This window comes from Pseudomonas sp. YH-1 (genome assembly GCF_051990045.1).
In the GTDB taxonomy this organism is placed as follows: Bacteria; Pseudomonadota; Gammaproteobacteria; order Pseudomonadales; family Pseudomonadaceae; genus Pseudomonas; species Pseudomonas nicosulfuronedens.
On sequence record NZ_CP178184.1, the window covers coordinates 6041036 to 6066321 of the forward strand.

A 25286-nucleotide genomic window follows, 5' to 3' on the forward strand; every position below is an offset into this window, starting at 1 on the left:
TTAAGCCAGGACGCCGGTCTGGCGCATGGCCTGACGCAGCGGTTCGTGGCAGCGCGGGCTGAGCCAGGTCAGAGGCAGGCGGATGCCCTCTGGAATCAGCCCCATTTCGTGCAGGGCGAACTTGACCGGGATGGGGTTGGATTCGATGAACAGCGACTTGTGCAGCGGCATCAGGCGATCGTTGATGGCGCGGGCGGCGGCAGCATCGCCACGCATGGCGGCGGCGCAGAGGTCGCTCATGGCGCGCGGGGCGACGTTGGCGGTCACCGAGATGTTGCCCTTGCCGCCCATCAGCATCAGCTCGACGGCGGTGGCGTCGTCACCGGAGTAGACGAGGAAGTCCTTGCCGACACGGTCCAGAACTTCCTTCCCACGCTGCAGGTCGCCGGTGGCTTCCTTGATGCCGACGATGTTCGGCACCTTGGACAGGCGCTCGACGGTCTCGGGCAGCATGTCGCAGGCGGTACGGCCCGGCACGTTGTAGAGGATCTGCGGGATGGCCACGGCTTCAGCGATGTGGCGGAAGTGCTGGTACAGGCCTTCCTGGGTCGGCTTGTTGTAGTAAGGGGTCACCAGCAGGCAGGCATCGGCACCACCGGACTTGGCAGCCTCGGTCAGCTCGACGGCCTCGCGGGTGGAGTTCGCGCCGGTGCCGGCGATGACCGGGATGCGGCCGTTGACCTGGTCGACCACGCGACGGATCACTTCCAGGTGTTCGTTCACGTCCAGAGTGGCCGATTCACCTGTGGTGCCGACCGCTACGATGGCGTTGGTGCCTTCCTGCAGGTGGAAGTCCACCAGCTTCGCGAGGCTGTCCCAATCCAGTCGACCCTGAGCATCGAAGGGGGTGACCAGCGCCACCATACTGCCCGCAATCATGCAACCGCTCCTGCCGGAAAAAGAAAGCCGTAATGGTACTGTCGCCACCGGCCACGCACAAGGTGACGCAGTGACCCGCGAGCGGCCAGACATTCCCCTCATCGGCGCTTTTCGCTACCCTTTCCCCTTTGTCGATGCGGCCCGCTTGGCCGCCACTCCCAGGAAAGCTGCATGTCCGCCTCTCACCCTCGTGAACAATTTCTTCTGATCAGTGCTCTGGGCCCGAACCCGATGGAGTTGACCAGCGTGCTGTGCCGCACCTGCGTCGACAACCGCTGCTCGGTGGTCAGCAGCCGTCTGACCCGTCACGGCGAGTTCAGCGCGCTGATCCTGCAGATCTCCGGCAGCTGGGATGCCCTGGCCCGTCTGGAGGGTGGCCTGCCGCCCCTGGCCAAACGCCACGGCTTCACCCTCAGCGTCACCCGCAGTAATGTCCACGTCACCCGCGCCCAGGCCTTGCCCTATGTGGCCTATGTCAGCGCCGTCTATCGCCCGGACATCCTCAACGAGCTGTGCCAGTTCTTCATCGATCACAACATCGAGTTGGAGAACCTCACCTGCGACACCTACCAGGCGCCGCACACCAACACCAGCATGCTCAACGCCACCCTCACCGTGACGCTGCCGGCCGGCACCCAGATCAGCTGGCTACGCGATCAGTTCCTCGACTTCGCCGATGCCCTGAACCTGGACGCGCTGATCGAACCCTGGCGTCCGCAGCATCCGTAAGGGTGCTCTCAAGGAGAAAATCCCAATGGCAGTCGAACTGAACAAGCCCGTCGCCGATTTCCAGGCACCGGCCACCAGCGGCGTCGAATTCCGCCTGTCCGAACTCAAGGGCAAGCAGGTCGTCCTGTATTTCTATCCCAAGGACAGCACCCCAGGCTGCACCACCGAAGGCCAAGGCTTCCGCGACAAGATCGAGGACTTCGCCAAGGCAAACACCCTGGTGTTCGGCGTCTCCCGCGATGGCATCAAGTCCCACGAGAACTTCAAGGCCAAGCAGTGCTTCCCCTTCGAGCTGATCAGCGACAAGGACGAAGCCGTCTGCCAGTTGTTCGACGTGATCAAGCTGAAGAAGCTCTACGGCAAGGAATACATGGGTGTTGACCGCAGCACCTTCCTGATCGATGCCAAGGGCGTGCTGCGCCAGGAATGGCGCGGCGTGAAAGTGCCCGGCCACGTGGACGCCGTGCTCGCCGCCGCCCAGGAGCTGAACAAGGCTTGAGCCGCACTGCGAAAATGAAAAAGGCCGCTGATCAGCGGCCTTTTTCTTTTACATCATCGGGCTGACTTGTGGCTCAGCCACCGGCTGGCGCGGCCAGGCATCCAGCACGGCCTTCACCAGGGTCGCCAGCGGGATTGCGAAGAACACGCCCCAGAAGCCCCACAACCCACCGAACAGCAGCACCGCACAGATGATCGCCACCGGGTGCAGGTTCACCGCCTCGGAGAACAGCAGCGGCACCAGCACGTTGCCATCCAGCGCCTGGATGATCGCGTGGGCGACCATCAGGTAGATGAACTGGTCGCTCCAACCCCACTGGAACAGCGCAATCATCGCCACCGGCACGGTGACCACCACGGCCCCGATATAGGGCACGACCACCGACAGACCAACCAACAACGCAAGCAGCGCCGCATAGTTCAGCCCCAGCACGGCGAAGGCAATGTAGGTCGCCACACCGGTAATGAATATCTCGATGACCTTGCCACGGATGTAGTTGGCGATCTGCTGGTTCATCTCGTTCCACACCTGCTTCATCAGCCCGCGTTCGCGGGGCAGGTAGCGGCGGAACCAGTGGTAGAAGCGGCGGCGATCCTTGAGGAAGAAGAACACCAGGATCGGCACCAGCACCAGGTAGATCATGATGTTGACGACCACCGGCAGGCCCGACAGGGAAAAGGTCAGCGCCCACTGGCCCAGTTGGCCCAGTTCACTGCGTGCCGCCTCGACGGTGCGCAGCACCTGTTCTTCGGTGACCATGTCCGGGTAGCGCTCAGGCAGCATCAGCAGGGTCGCCTGCCACTCGCCGAGCATGCCGGGCAGTTCATTGAACAAGGTGAACAACTGCTTCCACACCAACGGCACCAGCACCAGCAGGAATACCGCGAGCAACCCGAGGAACAGCGAATACACCAACCACACCGCAAACAGGTGCGGCACTCGCAGGCGCTCCAGCACGCCGACCATGCCCTGGATCAGGAAGGCGATGACCATCGCCGCCAGCACCGGCGCGAGCATCCCGCCGAAGGCCAGGATGACGGTGAATCCCAGACCGAGAATGACCGCCAGCACTATCGCCTCCTCATCGGAGAAATAGCGCTGCATCCAGTCCTGCAAAACCTTGAGCATGTACAAACCTGCGAAACGACTGAGGGTAACGTCCCGGTTACCCGGAAACTTCAGGACTACTTCTTGCGTAGCCAGTAGCGATAGACGCCGGCTTCGACCTCTTCATGCAGCAGCGAGTGCCCGGCAAGCTCGGCAAAAACGCGAAAGTCGCGCTGGGAGCCAGCGTCGGTGGCAATCACCTTGAGCACCGCCCCACTGGGAAGGCGGTTCAGCTCGAGCTTGGCCTTGAGCAGCGGTAACGGACAATTGAGACCGCTGGCGTCCAGCTCCGCGTCACAGGCGGGGACAGACGGCGTGGAATCGGACATCGAAACGAACTCCGGTCAGGGCGCCCAAGAATACCGAAAGCGTTGGAAAAGTAACCAGGCCCGGCCGAGACGCTGTTCATTAATCAAGCCGTCAGCATCAGGGTCTAGAAGGGCGACAAAGCAGAAAATACCCGATTCGAATTGCGCCGCACTTCCGTCCTGCAAACTAGGCATAGGCGATAGCGTACGGCTAAAGTAGAGCCTTTCTCGGAACGAGCCTCGTGTACATGAAAGTACTCCGCCCTGCCCTGCTGTCGCTCGCTGTCGCTCTCGCCACGCCGGCTCTGGCGGATGACCTTCCTTCCCTGGGGGACGCCAGCTCGTCCATTGTTTCCCCGGAGCAGGAATTCCAGCTAGGCCGCGCCTGGCTGAGCATGCTGCGCAACCAGGTCGACACGCTCAACGATCCGCAACTCAAGGACTACGTCGAGTCCAGCGTCTATCGTCTGGCCGAGTCGAGTGAACTGCAGGACCACCGCCTGGCCTTCATCCTGATCCGCGACAAGCAGATCAACGCCTTCGCCGCCCCCGGCGGCGTGGTTGGCGTGAACGGCGGCCTGTTCATCTATGCCCAGACCGAAGGCGAATACATCGCGGTACTGGCGCACGAACTCGGCCACCTGAGCCAACGCCACTTCGCCCGCGGCATCGAGGCGCAGCAGCGCATGCAGGTACCAGTGATGGCCGCCATGCTCGCCGGCATCATCGCCGCCGCAGCCGGCGCCGGTGACGCCGGTATCGCCGCCATCGCCGGCACCCAGGCCGCAGCCATCCAGAACCAGCTGCGTTTCTCCCGTCAGAACGAGCAGGAAGCAGACCGCGTCGGCGTTGCCACCATGGTCCGCGCAGGCTACGACCCGCGCTCCATGCCCAACATGTTCGAGCGCCTGGCACGCCAGTATCGCTACGAGGGCAAGCCGCCGGAATTCCTGCTGACCCACCCGGTCACCGAATCCCGTATCGCCGACACCCGCAACCGCGCCGAGCAATATCCCAAGGGTGGCAAGGAAGACTCACTGCGTTATGAACTGATGCGCGCCCGCGTCCAGCAGATGTTCGAGGACACTCCGGGCATGGCCAGCAAGCAGTTCCGCGCGCAGCTCGACGAAGACCCGAAGAATGATGCCGCCCGCTACGGCCTGGCGCTGTCGCAGACCAAGATCGGCCAGCTCAACGACGCCCGCAGCAACCTGCAGCAACTGCTCGCCAAGGCGCCCAACGACATCAGCTACAACCTGGCGATGGCCGACGTCGATATCACCGCGAACAAGCTGCCCGACGCCCAGGCACGGGTACAAAAGATGCTCGGCCAGTACCCGGACAGCTACCCGCTGATCCAGGCCAATGCCGACCTGATGATGAAAACCAACCGCGCGGCCGACGCCGAAAAGACGCTGTTCAAGCTATCCCAGCGCCGTCCGCTGGACCCGGACGTCTGGAGCCGCCTGGCCGACGCCTGCACCTTGAGTGGCAACGCCATTGGCGTGTACCAGGCCCGCGCGGAGTACTACGCGCTCACCGGCGACTACAAGCAGGCGATCGAGCAGCTGGACTTCGCCAAGCGCCGAGCCGGCGGCAACTTCACCCTGGCCGCGCGCCTGGATGCCCGACAGCAGGAGTTCCGCGACCAGGAACGCATCCTCAAGGAAATGATGGGCCGCTGAGCCATTCCCTCGCCCATGAAAAAGCCCGGCATCTGCCGGGCTTTTTCATTCATGCAACCTGATCAGGCATTGCCCGCCAGCTTCAGCTTCGCCGCCTGGGTGAAATCGAGCATGCGCTTGAGCGGCTTGATTGCCTTGGGAATCAGCGCCGGGTCGACGAAGATTTCACCCGAACCTTCCTTCAGGCACGCCAGGGTGCGCTCCAGGGTATTCATGGCCATCCACGGGCAGTGCGCACAGCTGCGGCAAGCCGCGCCGTTGCCGGCGGTGGGCGCTTCAATGAACTCCTTGTCCGGGCACAGCTGCTGCATCTTGTAGAAAATGCCGCGGTCGGTGGCGACGATGAAGCGCTTGTTCGGCATCGTCTGTGCGGCCTTGATCAGCTGACTGGTGGAGCCCACGGCGTCGGCCAGGTCCACCACCGCCTCCGGCGACTCGGGGTGCACCAGGATCGCGGCGTCCGGGTAGATCGCCTTGAGGTCTTCCAGCTGCTTGGCCTTGAATTCCTCGTGGACGATGCAGGCACCGTCCCAGAGCAGCATGTCGGCGCCAGTCTCGCGCTGGATGTAGCGGCCCAGGTGCTGGTCCGGTGCCCAGAGGATCGGCTCGCCGTTGTCCATCAGGTGCTCGACGATTTCCACGGCGCAGCTGGAGGTCACCACCCAGTCAGCACGCGCCTTCACCGCTGCCGAGGTATTCGCGTAGACCACCACAGTGCGTTCGGGATGCTTGTCGCAGAAGGCGGAGAACTCCTCCACCGGGCAACCCAGGTCCAGCGAACAGGTTGCCTCCAGGGTCGGCATGAGTACGCGCTTTTCCGGGTTGAGGATTTTTGCGGTCTCGCCCATGAAGCGAACACCGGCCACCACCACGGTCTGCGCCGAGTGCTGGTTGCCGAAGCGGGCCATTTCCAGCGAATCGGAAACGCAGCCACCGGTCTCTTCAGCCAGCGCCTGGATCACCGGATCGCAGTAGTAGTGCGCGACGAGCACGGCGTTCTGCGCTTTCAGCTCGGCGGCGATGGCCGCACGGTAGTCAGCCTCTTCCTGTGCACTCAGGACCCGCGGCTGCTTCGCCGCCAGATGGGCCTGGACCAGCAGGCGTTCGGAAATCTGGGACATCGTGTGAAAACCTCAACAGGCACGGTCTGATTATGCCGGCGATTTTATCACCACCGCCCTTGATGCGATGCGGCGTCGATGGCCGTACAGCAGACTTTTTCCGGCACATGGCAAAAGCCCCGTGATCTTTCGATCACGGGGCTCTCACAGGATTTGATGGTGGGTCGTGTAGGATTCGAACCTACGACCAATTGGTTAAAAGCCAACTGCTCTACCGACTGAGCTAACGACCCGACGTGGTGCGTATAATACTGATTTCTAACGTAAAAACAACACCCCGCGAAAACTTTTTTCAGAAATATCGCGTCGGGTCGGAAATTCCGGCCGCCGCAAAGCCTTCGGAACGCAGTCGGCAGCTGTCGCATTTACCGCACGCACGCCCGTCATCATCGGCCTGATAGCAGGAAACAGTCAGGCTGTAGTCCACGCCCTGAGCGATGCCCGCCTCGATGATCTGCGCCTTGGAGAGGAACTGCAGCGGTGCCTGGATGCGGAAGCCGTCGCCCTCCACACCTGCCTTGGTCGCCAGATTCGCCATGCGCTCGAAGGCTTCGACGAACTCCGGACGGCAGTCCGGATAGCCGGAGTAATCCACGGCATTCACGCCGATAAATATATCGCGCGCACCCAGCACCTCCGCCCATCCCAGAGCAAGGGACAGGAACACAGTGTTGCGCGCCGGCACGTAGGTCACCGGGATGCCTTCGCTTGGCGCCTCAGGCACATCGATGCTGCTATCGGTCAGGGCGGAGCCACCGATACCGTTCAGGTTCAGGCCAATGACCTTATGCTCGATCACGCCCTGCTGCCGAGCGACCCGCTCGGCAGCCTGCAACTCGGCACGGTGACGCTGGCCGTAGTCGAAGCTCATGGTGTAGCAGTCGTAGCCGTCGGCCTTGGCCATGGCGATCACGGTCGCAGAGTCCAGGCCGCCGGAGAGCAGGATTACGGCTTTCTTGTCGTTCACGGGTTGCTTGATGGACATGAGAAGGTCTCCTCCGTGCTCAATGGCCGGGTTCGTCGTTCCAGAGAATCTTGTGCAGCTGCAGTTGCAGGCGCACCGGCAGGTTATTGCTGACAATCCAGTCGGCCAGCGCACGCGCATCCACTTCACGGTGGCTAGGCGAGAACAGGACTTCGCCAGCACGTTGCTCCAGGCGGTACTCGATCAGCTTGGATACCGCCCAGTCGTAGTCCTCGCGGGAACAGATGACGAACTTCACCTGGTCGTTGGCCGTCAGCTCGCCAATATTGTCGTAGCGATTGCGCGAGACCTCGCCGGAGCCCGGTGTCTTGAGGTCGAGCACACGGCTGACACGGCGGTCGGTGGCGGAAATGTCCAGCGCGCCACTGGTTTCCAGCGAGACGTCATAGCCGGCATCGCACAGGCGTTGCAGCAGCGGGATGCAATTGGGCTGGGCCAAGGGCTCGCCGCCGGTCACGCAGACGTAGCGTGGTCGGTACTGGGCGACTTGCTCAAGGATGGCATCGAGAGTCTGGATCTCGCCGCCACTGAAGGCATAGGCGGTATCGCAGTAATTGCAGCGCAGGGGACAGCCGGTCAGGCGTACGAACACGGTCGGCAAGCCGGCGGTGCGCGTTTCCCCCTGCAACGAGTAGAAAATCTCGGTAATGCGCAGGGTCTGTTGCATATCAGCCACGGGCGTGACGGCTACACAGGCCATCCGCCTCCGTTGCGTTGGAGTCGTGGGCGCGCTCACAGGCGCCCGGAAGGCCCGGAACACAGCAGACATCAGCCGAGCTGAAACCACTGGCGCTTTCCAGGGGCGGGAATTCTAACGAAAAAACCCGCGACGGGCGCGGGTTTTCGGACGGTGCGGAACCTTACTTGAGGTTCTTCAGGTCACGCTGGGACAGCTGGGCAGCGGAAGTGCCCGGATACTGGGCCACGACCTGCTGCAGGATGCCACGGGCCTTGTCGGTATTGCCCAGGCGGCGCTCGACATCGGCAAGCTTGTACAGCGAATCCGGCACCTTGGCGCTGCTCGGGTAAGCCTGGCTGACACGGGCAAAGGCCTGGCCGGCACCCTGCAGGTCACCCTTGGCAAGGTTCACTTCACCGAGCCAGTACTGGGCGTTGCCAGCGTACTGGCTGCTCGGGTACTTGCGCAGGAAGGCGCCGAAGGCCTGGCTGGCCTTGTCGAAGTCCTTGGCCTTGATCAGGTCGAAGGCAGCGTCGTAGTACAGCTTTTCTTTTGCCGGGTCACCCGGCTCGCTGCTGGCGGCGGGCTGCTGTTGCTGGGCAGCGGCAGCGCCTGCTCCTGCGGCAGCCCCGGCACTGGCGCCGGCAGCGGGGGAATTGGGTTGAACAGCAGCACCGGCCGCTCCTGCACCTGCACCGCTGGAAAGGCGGCTGTCGATGTCCTGGAAGCGTTCCTGGTTTTCCTGCTTCATCTGCTGGATCTGGTTCTGCTGTTCTTCGAGCATGCCGCGCAGACGGGACATCTCGTCCTGCATCTGCTGCAGCTGCATGAACAGCTGAGCCTGACCGGAGACGGGAGTTGTCATCCCGCCTCCGGCGTAGGCGCCATCAGCGCCTGCGGTGCCATAACCCGAGGGCGGTGTGCTGGCATAGCCACCATTACCGTCCTGTACCGGAACCGCGGCTGCCGCCATGAGGGGCAGTCCGCATGCGATCAAGGTCAGAAAACGCAGGCGCATCGGCATCAGGTCTTACTTCTTCAGCTCAACGCGACGGTTCTGGGCCCAGGACTGCTCGTCATGGCCAGTGGCAACCGGACGCTCTTTGCCGTAGGAAACCAGTTCCAGCTGAGCCGGGGAAACGCCCTGCAGTACCAGGTAGCGCTGAACGGCCTTGGCACGACGCTCGCCCAGAGCCATGTTGTACTCACGGGTGCCGCGCTCGTCAGTGTGACCTTCCAGGACTACGCGCTGGCCGGAACCTTTCAGGTCCTTGGCGTGTACGTCCAGGGCACGCATGGCTTCCGGCTTCAGGTCGGAGCTGTCGTACTCGAAGTAGAAGGTGGTGATAGCGCGCAGAGCAGCTTCGTCGCTCAGGGAGCCGTCAACGGCACCGCTGTTTGCGCCGTAGCCAGCGTTCGGATCAACGCCGCCATTGGCGCCTTCGCCAGTAGCATCGCCTTTCTTGGACGAACAGCCGACGGCAACAGCCATGGCGAGGGCGATAACGGCAAATTTGCCGAATTTCAGCATTTCCATCATGTAACTCCTAATGAACCCCAGTGTATAAATTTGAAACAGTTGGCAACCGTCAGTTCAGGTAAGGGGACCAGGAAGGCTCGCGCACGTCGCCTTGAGCGGTGGGTAGCGGTAACCGAACACGTCCGTTGATGCTCACGAGCATCAACACGCCCCGGTCCTGCTGGCGGGTGGCGTATATTAGCATCGTGCCATTTGGCGCAACAGTGGGCGAATCGTCCAGATTGGTGTTGGAAAGTACCCGGAGATTACCGCGCTGAAGGTCCTGCGCCGCGATCTGGAAGTTGGTGAAACCGTCCTGGCGGTGAACCATGACCAGGGTCTTCTCATCCGCCGAGAGTTTCGGGTTGGCGTTGTAGTTGCCGATGAAGGTCACGCGGTCGGTAGCACCCGAGTTCACGTTCATCTTGTAGATCTGCGGCTTGCCGCCACGATCCGAGGTGAAGTACAGGGTCGAGCCGTCCGCACCCCAGAAGGGCTCGGTGTCGATCGCCGAGTTGTTGGTCAGGCGACGCAGCTGGCGGCTGCCCAGGTCCATCACGTAGATCTCCGGGTTGCCGTCACGCGACAGCACGAAGGCCAGGCGGTTGCCGTCCGGCGAGAAGGCCGGGGCGCCGTTGAGGCCTTCGAAGTTGGAGATCTGCTCGCGACGGCCAGTGTCGACGTACTGCATGAAGATGCGCGGACGCTTCTGCTCGAAGGACACGTAGGCAATGCGACGGCCATCGGGCGAGAAGCGCGGCGAAAGGATCGGCTCGCGCGACTGCAGCAGGGTCACCGGGCGGGCGCCGTCATAGTCGGAGCGCTGCAGGGTGTAGCGGGTGTTATCCACCGAGAAGCGCTCAGCGGTCACGTAGAGCAGCTTGGTGGAGAATGCACCCCTGATGCCGGTCAGCTTCTCGAACGACTGGTCGGCAATGTAGTGCGACATGTCGCGCAGTTGGTCGGTGGTACCACCGACGCTACCGGTCAGGACCTGCTCCTGGGTCGCCACGTTGAGCAGGGCGTACTGGATCTGCAGGCGGCCACCGCTGGGCACGATGCTGCCGACCAGGACGTACTGAGCGCCGAGGGCCTGCCAGTCACGGTAGATCACTTCGCTGGCCTGGGCCGGCTGGCTGATCATGTTCTGGCGCGGAATCGGCTCGAAGTAACCGGAGTTGCGCAGGTCATTGCCGATGATGTTCGACATGTCCTCGGGCAGGACGTTACCGCCCTGCCAGCCGAACGGAACCACGGCGATCGGGACGGCCGAGTCACGACCACTGGAGATCACCAGCGGGTCGGCGGCCTGCGCTGCGCCGGCCACCAGGGCCAGGGCGAAGAGCGCGAAGCGAATCAGGGTACTCACAGATCTAAATCCTCCGGTTTGAAGACCATTCGGCGCTGACGATACAGGCTATCGAAAGTGGCGCGATCCAGTTTTTGCAGTTCGGGAATACGGCCCACATTTCGGACCGCAGCCACCGCCGAATCGTCGAACGGCTTGTCACCACTGGAGCGTGTCACGCTCACATTGGTGATGGCGCCGCTTGGCAGCATCTGAATCAGCACTTCTACGCTCATTCCGTTACGAGCTGAAGGAGGACGGCTCCACTGCTGGCTCACCAGGCTGACGATCAGATCGTCGAAGTTGCCCGCCACCTCGTTACCTTGCTCGTCGGCCAGGGCCTGTTGCCGTTGCGTGTCATCCGACAGCAGTTCGGCCAGCGCCTGGGCCTTCTTGTCTTCCGTTGCCTTGCGGGCTGCGGCGGCGGCTGCAGCGGCAGCCTTCTTCTTCGCAGCCTCGACCGCGGCAGCCTTCTTCTTGGCTTCATCCGCGGCGGCTTTCTTCTTCGCGTCCTCGGCGGCCTTCTTCTTGGCGTCCTCGGCAGCTTTCTTCTTCGCCTCTTCAGCGGCCTCTTTCTTGGCCTCTTCCTCGGCTTTCTTCTTGGCGATATCCGCCTGCTGTTTCTGCTCGGCAGCCTTGGCCTCAGCCGCTTTCTTGGCGGCTGCGGCGGCATCGGCCGCCTTCTTGGCGTCGTCTGCCTTCTTGGCTTCTGCCGCTTTCTCAGCGGCATCTGCAGCCTTTTGAGCCGCATCAGCCTTCTTTTGTTCCTCGGCTTTCGCAGCAGCCAATGCCTGCTGCTCAGCCTTCTTCTGCTCGAGCTGCTCCTGCTCGTATTGCTTGGCCGAAGTCTTCTTCGACTCGCCGGCTATCTTCTGGTTGGTCTGCTGGGTTGCCTGGCTCTTGGACTTCAGCTGGTACAGGGTAGCCTGGACGATCGGCCGCGAAGGCGGCAGTTCAGGCGTACTGGCCCAGCTGACGAACAGCATGGCGAAGATCAGGACGTGCAGGGCCACGGCGAGGACCGTGGGCCAGAAGTAGCCTTCCGATTGAGAGCGCTCGAGCTGGTGCATCAACTACCTGGTGCCTCGGTAATCAGACCGACGTTGCCGACTCCGGCTTTCTGCAGACCGCCCATGACGGCCATGACCGAGCCATAGTCGACTGCCTTGTCCCCACGGACGAAGACCTGGACTTTCTTACCCTGGCGGCTGTTCTCGGCCATGATGCCGGAGGCAGCGTTGACCAGTTGATCGAGGTCCACGGCAGTCTGGCTGCCCTTGCCCTGATCGGGGTCGACTTCCGAACCCATGTTCCAGTAGTAGGTCTTGTCGGCCTTGATGGAGATGGTGAGCACGCGGGAATCGTTATCCTGCGGCAGCGCTTCGCTGGAAACCTTGGGCAGGTCGACCTTGACGCCCTGGTTGAGCATGGGCGCGGTCACCATGAAAATGACCAGCAGCACCAACATCACGTCGATGTAGGGCACCACGTTCATTTCCGCGACCGGCTTGCGCTTGTGACGAACTCTTGCCATGACGGCTTACCTCTTGGTCGTCTTCAATCGTCGCTGGTGTGCACTTTGCGGTGCAGGATGGCCTGGAACTCGTCGGCGAAGGTGTAGTAGCGGCCGATGAGCATTTCCGAGCGAGCGGCGAAACGGTTGTAGGCGATGACCGCGGGAATGGCCGCGAACAGGCCGATGGCGGTAGCGATCAGTGCTTCGGCGATACCCGGCGCCACGGTGGCAAGGGTGGCCTGCTGCACGGTGGCCAGGCCACGGAAGGAGTTCATGATGCCCCATACGGTACCGAACAGGCCGATGTACGGGCTGGTGGAGCCGACGGTGGCGAGGAACGGCAGGCTGGTTTCCAGCTTCTCTTCCTCACGGGAAATGGCAACGCGCATGGCGCGGGAAACGCCTTCCATCACCGCATCCGGGTCAACGCCGGCCTGCTGGCGCAGACGGGAGAATTCCTTGAAGCCGGCACGGAAGATCTGCTCGACCCCCGAGTCCGGATCGGGGTTGCTGCCCGCCTGGCGGTAGAGCTTGGACAGGTCGATGCCCGACCAGAAGCGCTCTTCGAAAGTTTCCAGGGCCTTCTTCGCCGAGCGCATCATGTTGCTGCGCTGGAAAATCATGATCCAGGAAGTGACCGATGCGGCCACCAGGGTCAGCATCACCAGCTGTACCACGACGCTGGCGTTACTGATCAAGCTCCACATGGAAGTATGGTCGACGACGTTCGGTTCCACGTTAATCTCCTGCTGAAAGGGTGTCCGGACTGCCGGCAAATGCCGCACGCAACACATCTGGGATAGCGCGGGGTTTCAGGTTGTCCGCCCGCACGCACGCCACCAGGAATCGCCCCTCGCAGAGCAAGGTCGAATCCGACGCCCGTCGAACCTGTTGACGAAACTTCAGGCTCGCACGGTTCAACTCCTCCACCTCGACGCTGACAAGCAGCTCGTCATCCAGGCGGGCCGGCGCGTGATAGCGCGCTTCGGCCGAATGAACGACGAAAAGCAGGTTCTCCCCCGCCAGCTGTGACTGGGCGAAGCCCAGATCACGCAGCCGCTCGGTACGAGCCCGCTCCATGAACTTGAGGTAGTTGACGTAGTAGACGATGCCGCCGGCGTCGGTGTCTTCGTAATAGACCCGATACCGCTGCTGGAACGGCTGACCCCCGTGTTGCGCGCGCATACTCTAGAACCAAGTAGAGACTTTGCCAATCGGCAATCGTCTACAAATGCAATTAATTACCATCTTCAGGGACGAACAGATCCGGCGTCGCCCCCTCCCCCATCCGCTTCGGCACATTCAGGCCGAAATGCAGGTACGCATGCCGGGTCACGACGCGGCCGCGCGGTGTGCGCATGATATAGCCTTGCTGGATCAGATAGGGCTCCAGCACATCTTCAATCGTATGTCTTTCTTCACTGATGGCCGCCGCCAGGTTATCGATACCCACCGGCCCACCGTCGAACTTGTCGATCATGGTCAACAGCAGGCGGCGGTCCTGGTGATCGAAGCCTCGCTCGTCCACGTCCAGCAGGTTCAGCGCCTTGTCGGCGATGTCGCGGCTGATATGCCCGGTGCCGCGCACCTCGGCGAAATCCCGTACCCGCCGCAGCAGGCGGTTGGCGATCCGTGGCGTGCCCCGTGCGCGCCGCGCGATCTCGAAAGCACCCGCCGGCTCGATCTCCAGACCCAGGATGCCCGCCGAGCGGGCGACGATGCTGGACAGGTCGTCCACACCGTAGAACTCGAGACGCTGGACGATACCGAAGCGGTCACGCAGCGGATTGGTCAGCATGCCGGCACGAGTCGTCGCGCCGACCAGGGTAAAGGGTGGCAGATCGAGCTTGATCGAGCGCGCAGCCGGGCCCTCGCCGATCATGATGTCCAGCTGGAAGTCTTCCATGGCCGGGTACAGCACTTCCTCGACGATGGGCGACAGGCGATGGATCTCGTCCACGAACAGCACGTCGTTGGGTTCGAGGCTGGTGAGGATCGCCGCCAGGTCGCCGGGGCGTTCCAGCACCGGGCCGGAAGTACTCTTGATCGAAACCCCCATCTCCTGGGCGATGATGTTCGCCAGGGTGGTCTTGCCCAGGCCGGGCGGGCCGAAGATCAGCGTGTGATCCAGCGCTTCCTGACGCCCACGGGCCGCCTGGATGAACAGCTCCATCTGTTCGCGCACCACCGGCTGGCCGACGTAGTCCGCCAGCTTGAGCGGGCGGATGGCGCGGTCGAACTGCTCTTCGCGGTCGCGAGTGGAAGCGGAGGAAATCAGGCGATCGGCTTCGATCATCAGTGTCTACCTAGACCATGCCCTTGAGGGAACGGCGGATGAGTTCTTCGCTGGACAAGCCTTCCTCCTGTACGGCGGCCACGGCGCGGCTCGCCTCCTGGGGTTTGAAGCCCAGGGCGATCAGCGCACTGACCGCATCGGACTCGGCGCTTGAGACTGCGGCAGCCCGCAGGGGTTCCACCACCAACGGCGCGATGGAGGGAATATTCTCCCACGCCTTGAATCGATCCTTCAGCTCCACCAGCAGGCGCTCGGCAGTCTTCTTGCCGACGCCGGGAATCTTCACCAGGGTGGAAGTATCCTGCGCCTGCACGCAGCGCACCAGCTCATCGACTTCCAGCCCGGACATCAGCGCCAGTGCCAATTTCGGGCCGACGCCATTGAGGCGGATCAGCTCGCGGAACAGCTCGCGCTCGCGCTTCTCGGCAAAGCCATAGAGCAGGTGGGCATCCTCGCGCACCACCAGGTGGGTGTGCAGGGTCACCGGCTCGCCCAGGCTCGGCAGGCGGTACAGGGTGGTCATCGGCACTTCCAGCTCGTAGCCCACGCCATTCACGTCGACGATCAGGTGCGGCGGCTGCTTTTCCGCCAGGGTGCCACGCAGGCGTCCAATCACGGGTGTTTGTCCTTGCTCAATGTTTTTCCGGATATCACAGGCGCAGGCGTCCGCCACGACGGCGGGCACCCACCAGACCATGCGGCACCAGGCTCTGCCGGGTGTGCGCATGGCACAAGGCGATGGCCAGGGCGTCGGAGGCGTCGATCTGCGGCTTCTGTACCAGTTTGAGCAGGTGCATGACCATCATCTGCACCTGCTGTTTGTCCGCGCCGCCGGTGCCGGCAATGGCCTGCTTGACCTGGCTGGCGGTGTACTCGGCGATCTGCAACCCCTCTTCCGCCGCCGCGACGATAGCCGCGCCGCGCGCCTGCCCCAGCTTCAGCGCCGAGTCGGCGTTGCGCGCCATGAACACCTGCTCGATGCCCATCATGGTCGGCTGGTAGGTCTGGATGACCTCGCGCACGCCACGGAAGACGATCTGCAGGCGTTCGAACAGCTCGCCGTTGCCGGTACGGATACAGCCCGAAGCCACGTACTCGCAGCCACGGCCGGTGTCGCGCACCACGCCGAAACCGGTAATCCGTGAACCTGGGTCGATGCCGAGAATCAGGGTCATGTCCGTCCGATCAAACCTTGTCCGTAACCTGTACTTCAGATAACAAAAACCGGAAGCGGGAGGCGCCGCTGACGACCACTCCCGCTTCCGGCTTCAGCACATCGCCGGTGGTGGGATCAGCCCAGCTGGGCCATCACCTCGTCCGGGATGTCCGCATTGGAGTAGACGTTCTGCACGTCGTCCAGGTCTTCGAGCATGTCGATCAGCTTGAGGACCTTCTGCGCGGTGTCCAGGTCCAGGGTCGCCACGGTCGACGGGATCATGGTGATCTCCGCTTCGTCGCCCTTGAAACCGGCTTCGGTCAGCGCTTCGTTGACCGAGATGAAGTCAGCGAAGGTGGTGAACACGTCGATGGAGCCATCCTCGTTGACCACCACGTCGTCGGCGCCGGCTTCCAGCGCGGCATCCATCAACGCTTCCTCGTTCACGCCCGGCGCGTAGCTGATCTGGCCCTTGCGCTCGAACATGTACGCAACGGAACCGTCAGTGCCCAGGTTGCCGCCGCACTTGCTGAAGGCATGACGCACTTCGGCTGCGGTACGGTTGCGGTTGTCGGTCATCGCTTCGACGATGATCGCCACGCCGCTGGGTGCGTAACCTTCGTAGGTCAGCTCGGCCATGTTGTCGGCTTCGCTGGAGCCCACACCGCGCTGGATGGCACGGTCGATGGTGTCGCGGGTCATGTTGGCGGTCAGCGCCTTGTCCACGGCCAGGCGCAGACGCGGGTTGTCCGCCGGAATGCCCCCGCCCTGCTTGGCAGCGACGGTCAGCTCACGAATGAGCTTGGTGAAGATCTTGCCCTTCTTGGCGTCCTGACGTTCCTTGCGGTGCTTGATGTTGGCCCATTTGGAATGACCAGCCATAACTCACTCCGTATCGCTTGTTTGCTTCGCTGGCGGCGCCCGCAGTGCGGGTACCGCCAGCTATTCGAATCGACTTACTCGGCGGCCTTCTGCTGCTCGCGCAGGCGGATGTTCAGCTCGCGCAGAGCCTTGGCATCCACGGTGCCCGGAGCCTGGGTCATGACGTCGCCAGCGCTCTGGGTTTTCGGGAAGGCGATGACTTCGCGGATCGACGCCGCGCCGGTCATCAGCATCACCAGACGGTCCAGGCCGAAGGCCAGGCCACCGTGCGGCGGTGCGCCGTACTTCAGGGCGTCCAGCAGGAAGCCGAACTTCTCTTCCTGCTCCGCATCGTCGATGCCCAGCACGCGGAACACCGCCTGCTGCATGGCCTTGTCGTGGATACGGATGGAACCGCCGCCCAGTTCGGTGCCGTTGAGCACCATGTCGTAGGCACGGGACAGCTTGCCGGCCGGGTTGGCCTCCAGCTCTTCCGGGGTGCACTTGGGCGCGGTGAACGGGTGGTGCAGCGAGGTCAGGCTGCCGTCGTCGTTCTCTTCGAACATCGGGAAGTCCACGACCCACATCGGCGCCCACTCCTTGGTGAGCAGGTTGAGGTCATGGCCGACCTTGATGCGCAGCGCGCCCAGGGCGTCGCAGACGATCTTGGCCTTGTCGGCGCCGAAGAACACGATGTCGCCATCGACCGCACCGACGCGATCGAGGATCTCGTTCAGGTTCGGCTCGGCGATGTTCTTCACGATCGGCGACTGCAGGCCTTCCACGCCCTTGGCGCGTTCGTTGACCTTGATGTAGGCCAGGCCCTTGGCGCCGTAGATGCCGACGAACTTGGTGTAGTCGTCGATCTGCTTGCGCGGCATGCTCGCACCGCCCGGAACGCGCAGGGCGGCAACGCGGCCCTTCGGATCGTTGGCTGGGCCGGAGAACACCTTGAATTCGACGTCCTTCAGCTGATCGGCCACGTCGACCAGTTCCAGCGGGATACGCAGGTCAGGCTTGTCCGAACCGTAGCGGCGCATGGCCTCTTCGAACGGCATGTGCGGGAACTCGTCGAACTCGACGTTCAGCACTTCCTTGAACAGCTGGCGGACCATCTTCTCGGTGATCTCGATGATGTCGCTTTCTTCGAGGAAGCTGGTCTCGATGTCGATCTGGGTGAATTCCGGCTGGCGGTCGGCACGCAGGTCTTCGTCGCGGAAGCACTTGGCGATCTGGTAGTAACGGTCGAAGCCGGCCACCATCAGCAGCTGCTTGAACAGCTGGGGCGACTGCGGCAGGGCGAAGAAGTGGCCCGGGTAGGTACGGCTCGGCACCAGGTAGTCGCGCGCGCCTTCCGGCGTCGGGCGACCGAGGATCGGGGTTTCCACGTCGAGGAAACCGTTCTCGTCCAGGTAGCGGCGGATGCTGCTGGTGATGCGCGCGCGCAGCTTCAGCTTGGCGGCCATCTCCGGGCGACGCAGGTCGATGAAGCGGTAGCGCAGGCGGGTTTCCTCGCCCACGTCAGAGTACTCGTCCAGCGGGAACGGCGGGGTTTCCGCCTGGTTCAGCACTTCCAGCTCGTGGCCCAGCACTTCGATGGCGCCCGAAGCCATGTTCGAGTTGCGCGCACCCTCGGGGCGCAGACGCACCTTGCCGGTGATCTTCACCACGTACTCGCTGCGCACGCGGTCGGCCTTGGCGAAGGTCTCGACGCGATCCGGGTCGAACACCACCTGGGCCAGACCTTCACGATCACGCACGTCGAGGAAGATCACCCCGCCGTGGTCGCGGCGACGGTGTACCCAACCGCAAAGAGTGACTACCTGGCCGTCCAGGCTCTCGTTCAACTGGCCGCAATAGTGGCTGCGCATCATGGTGTGTTTCGCTTCTCGAAAGTCTTGAATTCTAGGGAACCGCTCATTCGCTGGCGGAGCAGGCGCCGGCACCGCAACCGGTGGCCGGACAGGCCGCTGGGGCATCGCCGGAGGCCAGGTTCTTCTTCGCTCCGGTCTTGAAGTCGGTCTCGTACCAACCGCTGCCGCCCAGGCGGAAGCCCGGAGCCGACAACATCTTCTTCAATTCGGGAGCCTTGCAGGCCGGACAATCGACCAACGGCGCATCGCTGATCTTCTGCAGCGATTCCAGCTGATGCGCGCAGGACTGGCACTGGTACTCGTAAATCGGCATGGAACACCTTGGCTGTGTAACGCCACGGGTCCGCGTCCCGCGGCAAAGAGGCCGATTATAGCCTGAAAAATCCGCAGGTTGCAGCCGGGCTCCGGTGGCGGAAAAGCCAGCCGGGCGCACACCTTTTAATAGAAAACCTCAATCGATTGCCTTGATATAGACCAAGAGCTTCGCACCCGACCTGGTGATAGCCTCGAATCCAACGCTTTGAATCACCCGTGCCACGATGAGGAGATCGCCATGGACATCGATATCGGAATCGCCAAACAGGATCGCGCCGCCATCGCCGACGGCCTGTCCCGCCTGCTGGCCGACACCTACACGCTGTACCTGAAGACCCACAACTTCCACTGGAACGTCACCGGGCCGATGTTCAACACCCTGCACCTGATGTTCGAGGGGCAGTACAACGAACTGGCGCTGGCCGTGGACAGCATCGCCGAACGCATCCGCGCCCTCGGCTTCCCGGCGCCCGGCACCTACGCCGCCTACGCCCGCCTGTCCTCCATCAAGGAAGAAGAGGGCGTACCGGACGCCCAGGAAATGATCCGCCTGCTGGTACAGGGCCAGGAAGCCGTGGTGCGCACCGCCCGCAGCATCTTCCCGCTGGCCGACAAGGTGGCGGATGAACCCACCGCCGACCTGCTGACCCAGCGCATGCAGGTCCACGAAAAGACCGCCTGGATGCTGCGCAGCCTGCTCGCCGAATAACCCCTTCCCTTTATAAGCAGCCGGCCAGAAAGCCGGCTGCCTCCCCCTACGAATGGCCTAAGCGGTTGATTTGAGAAGGCAACTGGATTGCGGTTAAATACCCGCCGTGCGTTTCTCGCATAGGCCGCCCGGCACGCTTTCATTTTTCCTTTCTGGCGTCGCACCCGGGGCTGGCTGCTTCTTTATCTCGTTACCCGCTCAAGGTGAATCCGTAGCCATGTTGAAGATCGTCCATCTCGTGACGGGCGTCGCCGCACTCTTGCTCTCCCTTATCCCGAGTCTGCGTAGTGATGCCCTGCCCTACCTGCAACAGAGCGATGCCATCTACCTGGCCCTGCTCGGTCTGACCAGTCTCCTGCTCGCCCCGAGCAGCCAACTGAAACACCCCTCCGCCCTGCAAAGCCTCGCCACCGCCCTGGTCGTGCTGGCCGTGGTCCTGCAGATACTGATCCTGCTCGCCCCGCTGCCCTTCATCGGCGACCAGCCAGCCATCGTGCTGCCGCTGCTGAGCCTGGCCGGCGCCGTCGTCCTGCAATGGATCGCCAGCCTCAACAAACCGAGCGCCAGCGCCACCATCGAAACCTTCGCTGGCGTCGACCGCGAAACCGGCACTGTGAAGTGGTTCAACACCTCCAAGGGCTTCGGCTTCATCTCCCGCGACTCGGGCGAAGACATCTTCGTCCACTTCCGCGCCATCCGCGGCGAGGGCCACCGCATCCTGATCGAAGGGCAGCGGGTGGAGTTCTCCGTTGTCCAGCGTGACAAGGGATTGCAGGCAGAGGATGTGATTGCTGCGCTGCCTAATCGGCGCTGAGTGTTACGCCCATGAAAAAGCCCGCCGAATGGCGGGCTTTTTCATTCCAGAGCACGCGGATTCTAGCTATCCACCTAAGACTTCGTCCGCGAAATGACTATCCGACCGCAGGCCGCGCACTGGAACAAGGCGAACAATAGAGGGGGCTCACTTTTCCTGTGCCATTCGTGGCCTTCCCTGACCCCGCCTTTCAATTCGCCCCCCGGCACTCCTACAGCCCAACGGCGAACCATATCAGCCATTTCCCAAGGCCTTGCGGGATACGGTGGAAGCCGCTCCTGAGCCTGGATGCGCTACAGCGGTATCAGATAAAATATCGGCATATTTTCGACAATACGCCGCTCATTGCAGACCTATTCCTGAATGATCGCATCACGAGAGCTACGGCGTAGCCACAGAACATGATCCGAAGTGCCGAACGGCGTGGATCACGTAAAGGAGTTTCAACAGACACAAAAGACGCGGCCCCAAGGTGCTAGTAACACCCTGAGGCCGCTAACCACAACCAGCTAATAAGGAGCTGACCATGGCTGACGCGCATCATACGTCACACGACGCTATCCCTGAACATCCCGTTTCTGCCCGATTCTTCCCGTTGGATACGGGGTCACAACACAGCACCTACCCCCGCAATGCCACGCTGTATCTGAAGGCGGACGCACCAGCCGAAACGCTGTATGAAGCGGCGGATTACCGATTGCGGTCGGTGATAGACCTGCTGTCGGCGCTGCGCCTGGGCGACCCGGAACTGAATCCGTATTGCGCCGTCAGCAGCTCGCTGTTGTTGCTGGTCTCCGATGCCTGGTCGTTGTATCAAGCTGATCACGAGCAGAAACGAGGGCGGTAGTTAGTCGCAGACAATAAAAACCCCAGCTTGTTGGCTGGGGTTTTTATTGGAAAATTATAAATAAAAAAAGCGGGTGTTTTTTGATCAATCCGACCGATAAAAATACGACGACCAGAAGGTGAGACGTGGTGGTTCTGCAGGCTTTTCGCAAGCCCCCTCAGTCGACGGAGATAATGGTTTGGACGGAACATCAATACAGAATACAAAGAACAGACAGAGAAAAGCATACAAGCATAAATAAAAATCTACCAACCTGCTCCTCTACTGTATCACCAGAGTATTTCAGATAAAGATGCGGCCCATACATTGTCATATCATACAAATACGCAAATACATTAAATAAAAATATACACTGCAGAACTACTCTAGTGGCACTATCCAAGGCAGACTCCGCCACAACCCCGCTCAATACAAACATAGAAACCAGAAGAACCAAGAACGCCGAAATCTTTATAGAATCAGAAAGCCTATTTATTCTCAAAACCCTCCACATTATTTCTCCCCCTCCTCTGCCGAAAATTCCTTAGCTTTGTTTTTTCAGCGAAAAAGGGGACAGATTTATTTTCTTTACTCTAAACCTAACTCCGCGCCTAGTTTTAGAGTAGAAAAATAAATCTGCCCCCTTTTCAACCGGAAAAATAAATCCGCCCCCTTTTGGAACCTAATCCTTTGGCAAAGAAAAAAGAGAAACCAAATCATTGCAGAATTTCTTCATATCGAGGAAATCAATTTCCGCCTCAAAGCCAAAATACACATTTGATGACTCATCATCTTTTCCTCCAAGATTAAACATAAAGCTTACAAAGAAATATCCATCGTCGTCACTCTCTGCCTCCCCCGCTAAAAAGCCAATTTGAAAGTCATTATCCAAAGGCATATAGAAGTACGGCTCAAGAGACTCTCCCTCAACTACTGCGCCCACGCGCGAATCATAGCAATCCAGCAATCTTGAAGCATCAGCCCTATACAACCGACAATCGAACACTCTATCCAACAGCCCAGAGTACTTACCGTGAAATTCACACTTAATTGAAAAATCAACTATTCCCTCCGAGGGGAAAACCCCCTCCTCACAAAAGGATAAGACTCCCGCACTACTTTTAAGCTCTACGTCCATTTTCGCCAATCTCAAAATGGAAGACTTTCCCAGCCTTGGTTTCGCGCCATTTTCTCCACTTCCAAATTTTTAACAAAAATGGGACAGCTTTACTTTCTGCACTATAACCCTGACTCCGCGCCCAGTTTTAGAGTAGAGAAATGAACCTGCCCCTTTCCGGTCTACCTTTCGCCCTCAAATCTAACTGCAAGATTTTTTGGCGAAAAATCTCCGACCATCTGGAAGTATTTCTTCGATTTTCTTAACCTCACCTAGAGACCCACTTAATATTTCATCTATAACACCTATCAACTTTTGTGGAATTAAGCTTTCTACGTTTTCCAACTCACACCCTCTTTCAATCAAATTAACCAAACCACTAGAGCACCCAGACCGTGCAAGCTGGACCGCCATATATGGAGAAAACAGTATGCGTTCTGCTTCAACTACACTAATTGACTTTTCCTTAAGCGCAAAAGCCAAGCCCACAACAACAATAGAGAAAAACTTGTCCAAAGCATTTGACTCAACTGTATCAATAACAAACTGCTCATCTACTCGCATTACTCCACCCCGGCTTAACTTTAAAAAAAAAGGGAAAGATTTATTTTCCGTACTCTAACCCTGACTCTACGCCTAGCTTTAGAGTAGAAAAATAAATCTATCCCCTTTTCGTGGTCCCCTTTTCGTGCTGTCCCCTTTTCGGTCCTTCGCCTAGCTTTGCATCCCACTATAAGGATCCTCCACACTATCTCTCAACTCTTCTACTGCTTCATGAATCTCTATATACACGTCAGGAGATGTCTGATTGGGGTCAATTTCACTTAGAAATCTAAGAACCCGCCCAAGCCCCAGCCTCGAAACTATAGACACTATCGTTTCTGCTGACTCGATACATCGGCCATCCCACATTGAAATTAAGACATCTGCTACTGAAGACCTCACATCATCACTCAGAACGCAATAAGCATTCCATTGCCTATCACTCAACTCTGAAAGAGCCTCAAGCGCGCTCTCTTTGGATAAATCTCCAGACTTTAAGCATTTCAGCACATCTAAAAACTCAACCTTTATGCCCTCCACGGGCATAGACTCCGGAAGAGCTTGATAGTAACTAGAAGATTTCATCTCTCAAAAATCCACAGGAATATGTGTCAAATTGGATGGTTTTCTATACAGAACCCCATCCTGGCCCAACAACTTATTTCCTTCAACCGTCGCAGCCCCTTTTACAACTTAGAGCCCCAAGCCCTCACGCTCCATAACCGCCCTCAACTCCATCGTTATCATCAACGCCTCCTCTATAGGGACCCCTGCCCTTAACAAATACTCTTTCCGGCCAATTAGAGCAAAAGACTCCCGAAGACATGAAAGAACAAGCTCTAGCTCCCGTGAGTTCAAGATAAGCATAAAATCTTCACCAGAGCCTTTTTGCAAATCCATAAAGACCTCAATATGGAACAGCTTGAGCAGGAAGAGTGGAAGTATACTTTTTCCAGTTTTGGCTGGAACGCTGTACTTTCACCGCCGCTAGAGAAAAAGGGGACGAGAAAAAGGGGACAGATTTATTTCCCGTACTCTAACTCTGACTCAGCGCCTAGTTTTAGAGTAGAAAAATAAATCTGTCCCCTTTCCGCCAGTCCCTTTTCGCCTACAGCGTCAGTAAATGAATTTGGTGTTCGCTTTACCGTTAGGATCAATAGATAGCACGAATTTTCTCCAATCTCCTCCCGTATGCGACTTCATTAGCTCGTGCAATTCGTGCACTAAGCCGGAAGCATTATCCTCGGGATCATCCAGAAGCTCACTCACCGTTACCCCTCCAAGGATGAACTTATATTTAGAGCCTACTGACCATCCACCATTGTAAGCTTCATACTCGAACTCGCAGCACATTTCGTCATAGTTCCCACCGGCTGAGTCATGCATGATCTGCGTGAGGGAATTTAAAATCCTTACCTGCTGTTCAATACTCATTGCCCTGCCTCATTCTTGAATGACCTACGCATTTTCTCTCCGTTAACAGAATAGTCAATCACTAATGAATCTGGTCGCGCCGATGCTGGATCCCCCCTGGTAAAACGCACCGTCACCGCACCAACTTGGTCACCACTATCCAACGCCCTCTTGATGCTCATCTCCCAGCGCTTATAGGCAGAGTTATTAAAATTACTATCCTGCGGGAAAAGATTGAATCGGTCACAGGTTCCACCATATTGGCAACCTTGGATGTGCCCTCCCACGTCTGTTGACAGTCCCTCCTTGCCAACAGCTGTTTGACGCGAGTCTCGAACTCCCTTCTCCAGCGATGGTGTGAACGTAAGTTCATCGACATATCCGCTTGAGTTAGTTTTAAACTCTGTACCATTGCTCAGCTTGACTTGGCTATTTGGTGGTGGCTCGTTCAATACCTTGTATTCGGGCGTACCTTTACTAACCCTGGCCACATCAACCTCAACCAACTCCAATTGAGCTTCCCCTTTGGGCGGCTGATATTTTCCGATTGAAGCGGCCATCCCTTGTTTAACAGCCAAACCACCTATGACCGCGCTCATTCCCCCACGGCCACCGGCACCAGCAGCAGATTGCGCTATGGCCTCGGAGAAATCATTCAGAAATGCGTCAGTACTGTCTCCGCCTTGAATTATGAGTTCTCGGCCGAGCGCGAAGCGAGCCTCTTCGTTACCTTGGATATCTCCCCACATTAGGAAAGCATTGATCGCCTTTTCCTTCCTGACTTCCCGGTTGTAGTCCCAAGCAGCTTGTGCTTCGTCAGCCAGTTGCTGCTTGATCGCTGCACAACGAGTCGGATCACTAGTGCATATGGAAGAAATTTCCTGATCTCGCTCCCGAGAAAGATCGCGATACTCGTCCCGAATCTGCTTACGCTCTTCGTCTGTCTTAGCCTCCGCTAGACGACGCTCACGCTCCTTCATTTCACCG

Annotated in this window: 30 protein-coding genes and 1 tRNA gene; 6 read left to right on the forward strand and 25 right to left on the reverse strand. The window is 59.7% G+C overall.

The window, feature by feature from the left end; genetic code table 11:
• Positions 1-879 carry a 4-hydroxy-tetrahydrodipicolinate synthase gene (dapA, locus tag ACKI1H_RS27845; RefSeq protein WP_440466996.1) on the reverse strand — a complete coding sequence of 293 codons (879 nt, stop codon included), beginning with the start codon at positions 877-879 and terminating at the stop codon, positions 1-3.
• A 171-nt stretch (positions 880-1050) separates the two neighbouring features.
• Between dapA and ACKI1H_RS27850 the strand changes: the two genes are divergently transcribed.
• Both ACKI1H_RS27850 and ACKI1H_RS27855 read left to right on the forward strand, forming a co-directional pair.
• A complete protein-coding gene (locus ACKI1H_RS27850) occupies positions 1051-1608 on the forward strand; it encodes a glycine cleavage system protein R (RefSeq protein ID WP_024763378.1) in 558 nt (185 codons plus the stop codon).
• Positions 1609-1633: 25 nt separating this feature from the next.
• On the forward strand, positions 1634-2107 hold the full coding sequence (locus ACKI1H_RS27855; protein WP_440466997.1) for a peroxiredoxin: 474 nt from the start codon (positions 1634-1636) through the stop codon (positions 2105-2107).
• A 48-nt stretch (positions 2108-2155) separates the two neighbouring features.
• Here ACKI1H_RS27855 and ACKI1H_RS27860 read toward each other — a convergent pair whose 3' ends face one another.
• Both ACKI1H_RS27860 and ACKI1H_RS27865 read right to left on the reverse strand, forming a co-directional pair.
• Entirely contained in the window at positions 2156-3235 is a 1080-nt protein-coding gene (locus tag ACKI1H_RS27860) for an AI-2E family transporter (RefSeq protein ID WP_440466998.1), read from the reverse strand.
• Positions 3236-3291: 56 nt separating this feature from the next.
• Positions 3292-3543 carry a sulfurtransferase TusA family protein gene (locus tag ACKI1H_RS27865; RefSeq protein WP_138526563.1) on the reverse strand — a complete coding sequence of 84 codons (252 nt, stop codon included), beginning with the start codon at positions 3541-3543 and terminating at the stop codon, positions 3292-3294.
• Positions 3544-3770: 227 nt separating this feature from the next.
• Here ACKI1H_RS27865 and ACKI1H_RS27870 point away from each other — a divergent pair, with 227 nt between their 5' ends.
• Positions 3771-5207, forward strand: coding sequence for a M48 family metalloprotease (locus tag ACKI1H_RS27870; RefSeq protein WP_138526562.1), 1437 nt, complete (start codon positions 3771-3773; stop codon positions 5205-5207).
• A 62-nt stretch (positions 5208-5269) separates the two neighbouring features.
• Here ACKI1H_RS27870 and nadA read toward each other — a convergent pair whose 3' ends face one another.
• The 17 genes from nadA to ACKI1H_RS27955 form a co-directional block, all read right to left on the reverse strand.
• Positions 5270-6328: a quinolinate synthase NadA gene (nadA, locus tag ACKI1H_RS27875; protein ID WP_253444374.1), complete on the reverse strand. Its 1059-nt coding sequence runs from the start codon at positions 6326-6328 to the stop codon at positions 5270-5272.
• 157 nt (positions 6329-6485) lie between these two features.
• Positions 6486-6561 (reverse strand) — tRNA-Lys (locus tag ACKI1H_RS27880).
• Positions 6562-6620: 59 nt separating this feature from the next.
• Positions 6621-7295: a 7-cyano-7-deazaguanine synthase QueC gene (gene queC, locus ACKI1H_RS27885; protein WP_440468920.1), complete on the reverse strand. Its 675-nt coding sequence runs from the start codon at positions 7293-7295 to the stop codon at positions 6621-6623.
• Positions 7296-7332: 37 nt separating this feature from the next.
• Complete coding sequence (queE, locus tag ACKI1H_RS27890) at positions 7333-7980, reverse strand: 7-carboxy-7-deazaguanine synthase QueE (protein WP_440466999.1); 648 nt, start codon at positions 7978-7980, stop codon at positions 7333-7335.
• Positions 7981-8173: 193 nt separating this feature from the next.
• A complete protein-coding gene (ybgF, locus tag ACKI1H_RS27895; RefSeq protein WP_138526549.1) occupies positions 8174-9016 on the reverse strand; it encodes a tol-pal system protein YbgF in 843 nt (280 codons plus the stop codon).
• 6 nt (positions 9017-9022) lie between these two features.
• Positions 9023-9529, reverse strand: coding sequence for a peptidoglycan-associated lipoprotein Pal (pal, locus tag ACKI1H_RS27900; protein ID WP_017522099.1), 507 nt, complete (start codon positions 9527-9529; stop codon positions 9023-9025).
• A 52-nt stretch (positions 9530-9581) separates the two neighbouring features.
• Positions 9582-10880: a Tol-Pal system beta propeller repeat protein TolB gene (gene tolB, locus ACKI1H_RS27905; RefSeq protein ID WP_440467000.1), complete on the reverse strand. Its 1299-nt coding sequence runs from the start codon at positions 10878-10880 to the stop codon at positions 9582-9584.
• Positions 10877-11932, reverse strand: a complete 1056-nt coding sequence (gene tolA, locus ACKI1H_RS27910) for a cell envelope integrity protein TolA (protein WP_138526548.1) — start codon at positions 11930-11932, stop codon at positions 10877-10879. Before tolA ends, tolB begins: the two co-directional genes overlap by 4 nt.
• Complete coding sequence (gene tolR, locus ACKI1H_RS27915; RefSeq protein ID WP_138526547.1) at positions 11929-12393, reverse strand: protein TolR; 465 nt, start codon at positions 12391-12393, stop codon at positions 11929-11931. The genes tolA and tolR overlap by 4 nt, the downstream gene beginning before the upstream one ends.
• Positions 12394-12416: 23 nt before the next feature.
• Positions 12417-13112 (reverse strand): protein TolQ, encoded by a 696-nt coding sequence (gene tolQ, locus ACKI1H_RS27920; protein ID WP_045210353.1) that lies wholly within the window; start codon positions 13110-13112, stop codon positions 12417-12419.
• A gap of 1 nt (position 13113) precedes the next feature.
• Positions 13114-13560 (reverse strand): tol-pal system-associated acyl-CoA thioesterase, encoded by a 447-nt coding sequence (ybgC, locus tag ACKI1H_RS27925; protein ID WP_081520161.1) that lies wholly within the window; start codon positions 13558-13560, stop codon positions 13114-13116.
• A 52-nt stretch (positions 13561-13612) separates the two neighbouring features.
• The gene (gene ruvB, locus ACKI1H_RS27930; protein WP_440467001.1) at positions 13613-14671 is read right to left on the reverse strand and encodes a Holliday junction branch migration DNA helicase RuvB; all 1059 of its coding nucleotides are present in this window, start codon (positions 14669-14671) and stop codon (positions 13613-13615) included.
• A gap of 10 nt (positions 14672-14681) precedes the next feature.
• A complete protein-coding gene (gene ruvA, locus ACKI1H_RS27935) occupies positions 14682-15287 on the reverse strand; it encodes a Holliday junction branch migration protein RuvA (protein WP_138526545.1) in 606 nt (201 codons plus the stop codon).
• A 34-nt stretch (positions 15288-15321) separates the two neighbouring features.
• Positions 15322-15846, reverse strand: a complete 525-nt coding sequence (ruvC, locus tag ACKI1H_RS27940) for a crossover junction endodeoxyribonuclease RuvC (RefSeq protein ID WP_081520158.1) — start codon at positions 15844-15846, stop codon at positions 15322-15324.
• 116 nt (positions 15847-15962) lie between these two features.
• On the reverse strand, positions 15963-16709 hold the full coding sequence (locus ACKI1H_RS27945; protein ID WP_440467002.1) for a YebC/PmpR family DNA-binding transcriptional regulator: 747 nt from the start codon (positions 16707-16709) through the stop codon (positions 15963-15965).
• Positions 16710-16783: 74 nt separating this feature from the next.
• On the reverse strand, positions 16784-18562 hold the full coding sequence (gene aspS, locus ACKI1H_RS27950; protein WP_024763363.1) for an aspartate--tRNA ligase: 1779 nt from the start codon (positions 18560-18562) through the stop codon (positions 16784-16786).
• 43 nt (positions 18563-18605) lie between these two features.
• Positions 18606-18875, reverse strand: coding sequence for an FmdB family zinc ribbon protein (locus ACKI1H_RS27955; RefSeq protein WP_017522110.1), 270 nt, complete (start codon positions 18873-18875; stop codon positions 18606-18608).
• A gap of 240 nt (positions 18876-19115) precedes the next feature.
• Between ACKI1H_RS27955 and ACKI1H_RS27960 the strand changes: the two genes are divergently transcribed.
• From ACKI1H_RS27960 to ACKI1H_RS27970, 3 genes are all read left to right on the forward strand, one after another.
• Positions 19116-19586, forward strand: a complete 471-nt coding sequence (locus tag ACKI1H_RS27960; protein WP_017522111.1) for a Dps family protein — start codon at positions 19116-19118, stop codon at positions 19584-19586.
• Positions 19587-19803: 217 nt separating this feature from the next.
• On the forward strand, positions 19804-20400 hold the full coding sequence (locus tag ACKI1H_RS27965) for a cold shock domain-containing protein membrane protein (RefSeq protein WP_440467003.1): 597 nt from the start codon (positions 19804-19806) through the stop codon (positions 20398-20400).
• A gap of 526 nt (positions 20401-20926) precedes the next feature.
• A complete protein-coding gene (locus ACKI1H_RS27970) occupies positions 20927-21247 on the forward strand; it encodes a hypothetical protein (RefSeq protein WP_440467004.1) in 321 nt (106 codons plus the stop codon).
• A gap of 661 nt (positions 21248-21908) precedes the next feature.
• Here the strand turns inward: ACKI1H_RS27970 and ACKI1H_RS27975 are convergent.
• From ACKI1H_RS27975 to ACKI1H_RS27995, 5 genes are all read right to left on the reverse strand, one after another.
• Complete coding sequence (locus ACKI1H_RS27975) at positions 21909-22364, reverse strand: hypothetical protein (RefSeq protein WP_440467005.1); 456 nt, start codon at positions 22362-22364, stop codon at positions 21909-21911.
• 180 nt (positions 22365-22544) lie between these two features.
• Positions 22545-22907 (reverse strand): DUF3969 family protein, encoded by a 363-nt coding sequence (locus ACKI1H_RS27980; protein ID WP_440467006.1) that lies wholly within the window; start codon positions 22905-22907, stop codon positions 22545-22547.
• 150 nt (positions 22908-23057) lie between these two features.
• Positions 23058-23471 (reverse strand): hypothetical protein, encoded by a 414-nt coding sequence (locus ACKI1H_RS27985; RefSeq protein ID WP_440467007.1) that lies wholly within the window; start codon positions 23469-23471, stop codon positions 23058-23060.
• A 531-nt stretch (positions 23472-24002) separates the two neighbouring features.
• The gene (locus ACKI1H_RS27990; protein WP_065085801.1) at positions 24003-24320 is read right to left on the reverse strand and encodes a hypothetical protein; all 318 of its coding nucleotides are present in this window, start codon (positions 24318-24320) and stop codon (positions 24003-24005) included.
• A complete protein-coding gene (locus ACKI1H_RS27995; RefSeq protein WP_440468921.1) occupies positions 24317-25279 on the reverse strand; it encodes a DNA/RNA non-specific endonuclease in 963 nt (320 codons plus the stop codon). Before ACKI1H_RS27995 ends, ACKI1H_RS27990 begins: the two co-directional genes overlap by 4 nt.
• Between the last annotated feature and the right edge of the window lie 7 nt (positions 25280-25286).

Excerpts from the sequence above, each read along its gene's own strand:
- ACKI1H_RS27855 (WP_440466997.1), top strand. The coding sequence starts at position 1,634 with ATGGCAGTCGAACTGAACAAGCCCGTCGCCGATTTCCAGGCACCGGCC.
- ACKI1H_RS27945 (WP_440467002.1), bottom strand. The coding sequence starts at position 16,709 with ATGGCTGGTCATTCCAAATGGGCCAACATCAAGCACCGCAAGGAACGT.
- ACKI1H_RS27865 (WP_138526563.1), bottom strand. The coding sequence starts at position 3,543 with ATGTCCGATTCCACGCCGTCTGTCCCCGCCTGTGACGCGGAGCTGGAC.
- ACKI1H_RS27965 (WP_440467003.1), top strand. The coding sequence starts at position 19,804 with ATGTTGAAGATCGTCCATCTCGTGACGGGCGTCGCCGCACTCTTGCTC.
- ACKI1H_RS27860 (WP_440466998.1), bottom strand. The coding sequence starts at position 3,235 with ATGCTCAAGGTTTTGCAGGACTGGATGCAGCGCTATTTCTCCGATGAG.
- ACKI1H_RS27970 (WP_440467004.1), top strand. The coding sequence starts at position 20,927 with ATGGCTGACGCGCATCATACGTCACACGACGCTATCCCTGAACATCCC.
- ACKI1H_RS27955 (WP_017522110.1), bottom strand. The coding sequence starts at position 18,875 with ATGCCGATTTACGAGTACCAGTGCCAGTCCTGCGCGCATCAGCTGGAA.
- nadA (WP_253444374.1), bottom strand. The coding sequence starts at position 6,328 with ATGTCCCAGATTTCCGAACGCCTGCTGGTCCAGGCCCATCTGGCGGCG.
- ACKI1H_RS27975 (WP_440467005.1), bottom strand. The coding sequence starts at position 22,364 with ATGGACGTAGAGCTTAAAAGTAGTGCGGGAGTCTTATCCTTTTGTGAG.
- ACKI1H_RS27990 (WP_065085801.1), bottom strand. The coding sequence starts at position 24,320 with ATGAGTATTGAACAGCAGGTAAGGATTTTAAATTCCCTCACGCAGATC.
- ruvC (WP_081520158.1), bottom strand. The coding sequence starts at position 15,846 with ATGACCCTGATTCTCGGCATCGACCCAGGTTCACGGATTACCGGTTTC.
- ybgC (WP_081520161.1), bottom strand. The coding sequence starts at position 13,560 with ATGCGCGCGCAACACGGGGGTCAGCCGTTCCAGCAGCGGTATCGGGTC.
- ybgF (WP_138526549.1), bottom strand. The coding sequence starts at position 9,016 with ATGCCGATGCGCCTGCGTTTTCTGACCTTGATCGCATGCGGACTGCCC.
- tolR (WP_138526547.1), bottom strand. The coding sequence starts at position 12,393 with ATGGCAAGAGTTCGTCACAAGCGCAAGCCGGTCGCGGAAATGAACGTG.
- ACKI1H_RS27995 (WP_440468921.1), bottom strand. The coding sequence starts at position 25,279 with ATGAAGGAGCGTGAGCGTCGTCTAGCGGAGGCTAAGACAGACGAAGAG.
- ruvB (WP_440467001.1), bottom strand. The coding sequence starts at position 14,671 with ATGATCGAAGCCGATCGCCTGATTTCCTCCGCTTCCACTCGCGACCGC.
- queE (WP_440466999.1), bottom strand. The coding sequence starts at position 7,980 with ATGCAACAGACCCTGCGCATTACCGAGATTTTCTACTCGTTGCAGGGG.
- ACKI1H_RS27980 (WP_440467006.1), bottom strand. The coding sequence starts at position 22,907 with ATGCGAGTAGATGAGCAGTTTGTTATTGATACAGTTGAGTCAAATGCT.
- ACKI1H_RS27850 (WP_024763378.1), top strand. The coding sequence starts at position 1,051 with ATGTCCGCCTCTCACCCTCGTGAACAATTTCTTCTGATCAGTGCTCTG.
- dapA (WP_440466996.1), bottom strand. The coding sequence starts at position 879 with ATGATTGCGGGCAGTATGGTGGCGCTGGTCACCCCCTTCGATGCTCAG.
- pal (WP_017522099.1), bottom strand. The coding sequence starts at position 9,529 with ATGGAAATGCTGAAATTCGGCAAATTTGCCGTTATCGCCCTCGCCATG.
- ACKI1H_RS27960 (WP_017522111.1), top strand. The coding sequence starts at position 19,116 with ATGGACATCGATATCGGAATCGCCAAACAGGATCGCGCCGCCATCGCC.
- ACKI1H_RS27985 (WP_440467007.1), bottom strand. The coding sequence starts at position 23,471 with ATGAAATCTTCTAGTTACTATCAAGCTCTTCCGGAGTCTATGCCCGTG.
- ACKI1H_RS27870 (WP_138526562.1), top strand. The coding sequence starts at position 3,771 with ATGAAAGTACTCCGCCCTGCCCTGCTGTCGCTCGCTGTCGCTCTCGCC.
- aspS (WP_024763363.1), bottom strand. The coding sequence starts at position 18,562 with ATGATGCGCAGCCACTATTGCGGCCAGTTGAACGAGAGCCTGGACGGC.